Source organism: Stieleria sedimenti (assembly GCF_025060895.1).
Lineage (GTDB): Bacteria > Planctomycetota > Planctomycetia > Pirellulales > Pirellulaceae > Stieleria > Stieleria sedimenti.
On sequence record NZ_JANZKV010000046.1, the window covers coordinates 1 to 6,613 of the forward strand.

Sequence of the window (6,613 nt, forward strand, 5' to 3'; positions counted from 1 at the left end):
ATGGCGCTCGCCATACGCGGTGCGCCAGTAGGAGGCGGGAGCCTCCGAGGCTGTGTGTTCCCAGGAACAAGTGGGGTAAGCATCCTGCTTGCCTCTTCCCAAGGCCTCGCCTTGGAACACGCCGGCGGAATGGCGCTGGCCATATGCGGTGCGCCAGTAGGAGGCGGGAGCCTCCGAGGCTGTGTGTGCCCAGGCAGAGCCTGGAAACAAGGAAACCTCACGCATAGCGTGACCTACAGCGCGGCTTTGAATTGTTCCAACTGACGGAGCATCGGTGGTGAGAACGGGTCAAGCTTGATCGCTTGTTCCTGGGTGATCACCGCTTCTTCGATCCGGCCGAGCGCAAAGTAGCATCGGGCACAGGTATCCAGACGCGCGGCGCGGTACATCAGATCTTCCGAATCGAGGAACTCCAACGAATCCAGACTGCACTTCAACGCACGTTCATAGTCGCCTTCGGTGTTGGCAACCAACCAGGCGTATTGATTGTACGCTTCGCCCAGTTCCGCCTTGTAGTCTTCCGGCTTGATGATCTTTTTGCGGGACTCGATCCGAGAGATTCTCTGCTGCATCACATCTCGATTCTGGACAATCTGTTTGACCACCGATGGCTTCCATTCGGGGTCGCCGGGATCATCCAAGCGATACATCCGAATCAGGATATCGATGTTTTCGTTATCAAAGTGATAGGCCTGTTGCAGCTTGCTCTTGACCTGGTTCAACGCCGCTTGATCATCGCCACTCTTTTCCAGCAACGCGAGTCCGCTTTCGTACTCATAAAGGCTACGGATCCGACTCAGACTGATTTGCCATCGCGACATCCGCGACTGATAAAGGCGATCTTTCTGAGCCCGATCGGCGATCGGGAACAACACGGTCGCGGCATCTTCATGGCGCAGCTGTTCGCTGAACATCCGCGCCAGCTCCTGACGCGCGCTGACGCCGACGATTGATTCGATGTCGCAATGCTTGATGATTTCTCGATTTTCGCGTTCCGCCCATTCGAATCGGCCTCGCGAACGCAGCAACAGCGCGGCTTGGTAGTGGGCATACGCGATCTCTTGCAGCTGGTGGTCGGTGATCGCGTTTTCGTCTGCTTTCGGTTTTTCTGCCTCACCGGGTTTGGCAGCATCACTCGCGACGACTTCGGGCAACGGGTTGATCTGCAACGCGTCGGCGGCGAGTTCCTGGGCCAGTTCACCCTGGCCGATCTCGTCATAGGCTTGTGCGGCCGAATAAAGCAATTCGGCGTTTTCCCCAAAGGCGTGTTGATGCCGCTCGTAGAGTGCGACCACGATCGGGAACAATCCTTGGCGAATCGACCATCCGGCATGCTCGGACAGATCGCGAGTCGCCGGGGCGATCAGATCGATGTGCTCCATCACCAGCGACAACGCCGCCTGCCGCGCGTCTTCGGCCAAGGCTCGCGTTGCCAGCACGCGAATCATCTGCATCACCGACGCCGACGTGACGTCAGGGCTGACCCCCGCATCGACCTGCCTGCGCTGCTGCCGGACGAGTGCTTCCCAGCGCTCGGGCGAGTAACTTCCCGCCTGCAGATCCTTTGCGTAGGCCAGCAACCATTGTGACGAATCGCGTTCGTTGTCTCCGATCACCGCTTCGATCCGCTCGGCCAACCGACGTCGGCTGACCTTTTCGCGGCCGAGCGGCTGCTTCAGGACCAACATCGCCGCGCGACGACTCAGTGGCACACTGGGATCAAACCGCGCCAGCCTCGCCAACGCCTCGACGCCCATCTGGTCCCGCAATCGACCGAGCAGCTCAATCCGCCCCAGCCGGTCGGTTTCGCTTTGAGCCCCGTATTCGCTGAGGATCTCTTGGACCTCCTTCGGATCCGTGTCCTTGGACCAACTGACTTGCAGGCTGCTGATCAAATAGCGGGCGGCCGACAAGATCTCGCTGTCGTCGTGATTTTGTGCCTCGCGAAGGGCATCAAACGCTTCCAGCCCGTACATCTTGAGCTGATTTCGGGCGCGAATTCGGGTGGCATAGCTGTCACTGCCGAGTTTTTCGATCAATTCCCTGATCAGCTGGTCGGTCGTTTGGGCCTTGTCATCAGCCGGACCGTCACCGTCCGCTGCCCGAACGACGCCGATTGAGCCTTGGCAAAGCCCCCCAATGAGTAAGAGGGCGGCGCACCAGGTCCAGACGAGGCGTGGAGCGTGTTGCAGAGGTTGGAGCATCTTTCCGACGGGCCGACGAGGAATTTCAGTTTGATTGACCACTCGTATTCTATCGATTCGACCAAAATTGTGCAGCTGGAATGCCCGCCCGCCTGCCCCAGCGTCCTAAAATCCGCGTCGGAAAACTGTCGGAATGCTGGTTGATCAAGCGTTTTTTTCGATCGACTTGCTGTCGGGCGCCGAAATCTGCGCGACGGCACGAGTCGGCGGCCAAGAATCGCTCGATGCAATCGAAGTTCCCAGCGAGCGATAAACCAGCTAATATCCCTCCGTAGACCGGCCTTCCGCCAGAGCTTTCTCCCCCTTTCAAGTTGATCCGCAGCGACGAATGACGCGAAAATCGAAGAATTCGAACGACACTGGCAAAGCCGCCAAAAAAACACCCTCGCGTGCCGAGTCGGCTGCGTCGTCGGATGATCGGACTCCGGAGCAACGGTTCGGCGACTCGATTCGCACCTCTGCCCAGCGGGAAACCGTCGAGGCGTTTGTGGTCGCGTTCGTGTTGGCGCTCCTGTTTCGCGCCTTTGTCGCCGAAGCCTTTGTGATCCCGACCGGCTCGATGGCGCCGACGTTGATGGGGGCTCACAAGGATATCGATTGCCAGCAGTGCGATCATCGTTTCCAAATTGGTGCCAGCAAAGAACGTCGCGGGCCGTACCAAGACGACACGGTCGTGGCCGGTATTTGTCCCAATTGCCGCTACGTCAATAACCTGGATCTGGCAGAAAACAGCAACGCCACCACCTTCAACGGCGACCGGATCCTGGTCAGCAAGTTTGCCTACACGCTCAGCGAGCCCGAACGCTGGGACGTGATCGTGTTCAAATTCCCGGGGAATCCGAAGCAGAACTACATCAAGCGTCTTGTCGGCCTGCCCAATGAAACGATCAGCGTCTTTCATGGCGATGTCTACGCGGCACCGACAGACCAGCCGGCGTCGGATGTCATCCTCCGTAAACCCGCCGACAAACTGTTGGCGATGCGGCACCACGTCTATGACACCGACCAGCAATCCGACTTGCTGATCAAGTCAGGCTATCCCAGCCGAATCCAACCGTGGCGAGAAAACACCTCGGCCCCGCCCGAGGACTCCTGGGCGATCGATCGCAGCCAAGACGGTTTGGTCGCCTCGGTCGAGCCCAAAGACGAGACCGAGACCCATTGGCTGCGCTACTTTCATCGCTGGCCGACCGACATTCAGTGGAACACCGCCGCCACGGGCGGTCCGCTCAACATGGTTGCCCCGTACAGCAGCCGACTGATCACCGACTTCTACGCCTATGACTGTTACATCACGGTCCCCAGCCGCGATGTCTACGAAACAACACCGTCTAACGCGCGTTGGGCCGGCAAGCCGCCATTGAATCCCGATTACAAGTCGGGTGGGCCGTTGGCACAGTTCCGCGGCGATGCCCGCTTCGGCGAGCGTGGTTTCGCCGATGACGGATTACACTGGGTCGGCGACCTGATTGTCGAATCAGAGGTGACTGCGTCGAGTCAATGCAAGGAATTGACAATGGAATTGATCGAGGCCGGGATTCAATATCAATGCCGCATCGATCTGACAAACGGAAACGCCAAACTCGCCATCCTGGACGGCGGCCAGTCGTTACAGTTTTCGACGGCGGAGGGAATGCAACAAACGGCTTCGGTTCAAGGAGCCAGCGGGGCTCGGGCCGGTGAAACATTCTCGGTCCGCTTCAGCAATTGCGACGACCAGCTGTTGTTGTGGGTGGACGACGCATTGGTCGAATTTGACGGACCGACCACGTTCGACGCCCGAGCATTTCGCGGCGACGGCGAAGCTTATCCGCGATACCGAGCGGGCGTCCATCCGATGGATGCCGCACCGGTCGGCATCGCAGTCCGTGGCGGGGCAGCGACGGTCAACCGTGTCAAAATTGATCGCGACAAGTATTACGTCGCCACCGACAACAGCTCGTTCGGCATCTTTGACTATGACATGAACGAGCTCTATCAACTCGCACAGCAAAACATCAGCTTTCGACAAATCCAAGACGTGATGGCGCGTCCCGAACTCTGGGAACAATTTCCGGTGTGGCAAACACGCCGTGAGGTGACGTTTCGCTTGGAAGAAAATCAATTCTTTCCGATGGGCGACAACAGCCCTGAAAGTCTCGATGCCCGCTGTTGGGCGGGGACCAAGCTGGGTGCCCGACTGCCCGACCGGTTCCGCGATCAAGCCTACGCGTTTGCCGATGCGTCTTACGTCCCACGCGATTTGTTGGTCGGCAAGGCACTGATGGTGTTTTGGCCCCACCCCTGGAATTCTCCCGTCCCCTTCACTCCCAATTTTGACCGCTTCCGATTCATACGCTAGGGCCACGGAAAAGGGGTCAGGTACCAAAAATGCGAAGCACCCTTCGGGCCATTTGGTTTTTGGTACCTGCCCCCTTTTCCGCTCGATTGACGTAACCCCAAAATTTAAAGTCGACAACGCACTAGCCGCTGAAGCGGGCCGGTCATCAATCATTCTCGAAACGGATTTCAAGTGCGATGAGTATCGATCACGACGAGCCCAGGACGGTTCTGGAAGCTATCGATTTGCAAAAGACCTACGGCAGACGGCGTGTCGTCGACGGGGTGAATTTGCACGTCGACAAGGCAGAGATCGTCGGACTGCTGGGCCCCAACGGAGCCGGCAAATCGACCAGTTTCCGGATGATCTGCGGTATGATCCAACCCGACCGCGGCCGGGTTTATCTGGACGGACGCGATGTCACCGATTGGCCGATGTTTCGCCGTGCCCGCGATGGACACATGGGCTACCTGCCCCAAGAACCCAGCGTGTTCAAGAAACTGACGGTCGAACAGAACATCTCGGCGCTGTTGGAATTGCTCGGGATGGACCGCAAGCAACGCAAAATCCGAACGCAAGAATTGCTCGAAGAGTTCAACATCACCCATATCCGCAAGAGTCGGGCGGCGGGGTTAAGCGGCGGCGAACGACGCCGGTTAGAGATCGCTCGATGCCTGGTTTCGGATCCCAAAATCGTGATGTTGGATGAGCCGTTTGCGGGCATTGACCCGGTCACGGTGCAATCGATCCAGGGCGTGATCAAGCAATTGCGTGATTCGGGGATCAGCGTTTTGATTACCGACCATGCCGCTCGCGAAATTCTGGGCACGGTAGACCGCTGTTACGTGATCTACCAAGGCCAAGTATTGATCGACGGGACACCCGAGGAAGTGAAGCGACACCCCAAGGTCCGCGAAGAGTATTTGGGAGACATGGACGGGGCCGAGCGTGTGGCCGAGGCGATCGATGAGTTGCCCGCAAACGCTCCCACCGCCGTCGCGACAGCCCCCACGAACGTCCATCCGGCACAAGAAACGTCCTCCGTGCCGCCACCACACTTCCGCCAAAAACGTGTCCTGCGGCGACGCACGAATGTTTCGGATGTGTGACTCATCACTGCCCTTCTTTCCACAAATCGACAAGCAAGCTTGTTAAAGATTTGTAGGGGAGAAGCGTGCTATATCCGTCAGGAATTAAATCGACATCCCGAAGGGGACGTCGATTGTATTACTGAGCGACTTTTGGGCAAGCACCGCTCTGCGGTGCACACCGCAGGGGACGTCGATTGTATAACGGCAGCTTTTGCCAGCTTATTTAGATTCTCTCCCTCTGGGAGAGACCGCGTTTGCGCAGCAAGCAAGCGCCAGAGAGGGTTCACGCTGCAAAAGTCTTGGCGCCTTCCGCTACGATCAAATCCGTCACTTATACAATCGACGTTCCGGCGGGATGCCAGCGAGTAGCCGGAGGTCAGCGCAGCGCCACCTCCGGTAATCGGGTCGCCGGGATCACGACAGCGAGACGAGCATCCCGGCGGGATGCCAGCGAGTAGCCGGAGGTTAGCGCAGCGCCACCTCCGGGAGGCACGCCTTCAAGTCCCATCGACCCCGGCGGGGTCGCAGCGAATCAATCCGCCGGCGGTGCCGCAGTTCGCCTTGCTAAAAGAGATTGATCAGGAGGCTTGAGCGTTGCTGCAGGCCGGATTCAAGGGCGCGGGCGCCATTCGCTTCGACACCCTCCGGGGTCGCGCCCGGCAGGGGCCGGAGGTCCGGAGGTGTCGCTGCGCTCACCTCCGGCTACTGGCTTTGACCCCGTTCGGGGTCATGCCTGCGAATCCAGTATCCCGGGGGACATCGATCGTATAACGGCAGCTTTTGCCAGCTCATTTAGATTCTCTCCCTTTGGGAGAAACGGCGTTTGCGCAGCAAGCAAACGCCAGAGAGGGTTCATGCCGCAAAAGTCTTGGCGCCTTCCGCTACGATCAAATCCGTCACTTATACAATCGACGACCTTCGGGATAACGGGTTCGCTCGCGATCCCGCCTGTTGTCATTCTCCGGCGACGAGTTCTTGCAGCTGCTTTCCGGACTTGT

The 6,613-nt window shown here is 58.5% G+C and carries 3 protein-coding genes; 2 read left to right on the plus strand and 1 reads right to left on the minus strand.

Translation table 11 applies throughout. The features are described 5' to 3' along the window. Positions 1–233: 233 nt before the first annotated feature. On the minus strand, positions 234–2,204 hold the full coding sequence (locus NZK35_RS07590; protein ID WP_259631929.1) for a tetratricopeptide repeat protein: 1,971 nt from the start codon (positions 2,202–2,204) through the stop codon (positions 234–236). Positions 2,205–2,532: 328 nt separating this feature from the next. Between NZK35_RS07590 and lepB the strand changes: the two genes are divergently transcribed. Continuing rightward, the gene (lepB, locus tag NZK35_RS07595; RefSeq protein WP_259631930.1) at positions 2,533–4,545 is read left to right on the plus strand and encodes a signal peptidase I; all 2,013 of its coding nucleotides are present in this window, start codon (positions 2,533–2,535) and stop codon (positions 4,543–4,545) included. 176 nt (positions 4,546–4,721) lie between these two features. Next, positions 4,722–5,633 (plus strand): LPS export ABC transporter ATP-binding protein, encoded by a 912-nt coding sequence (gene lptB / locus NZK35_RS07600; RefSeq protein WP_259631931.1) that lies wholly within the window; start codon positions 4,722–4,724, stop codon positions 5,631–5,633. Positions 5,634–6,613 lie beyond the last annotated feature (980 nt).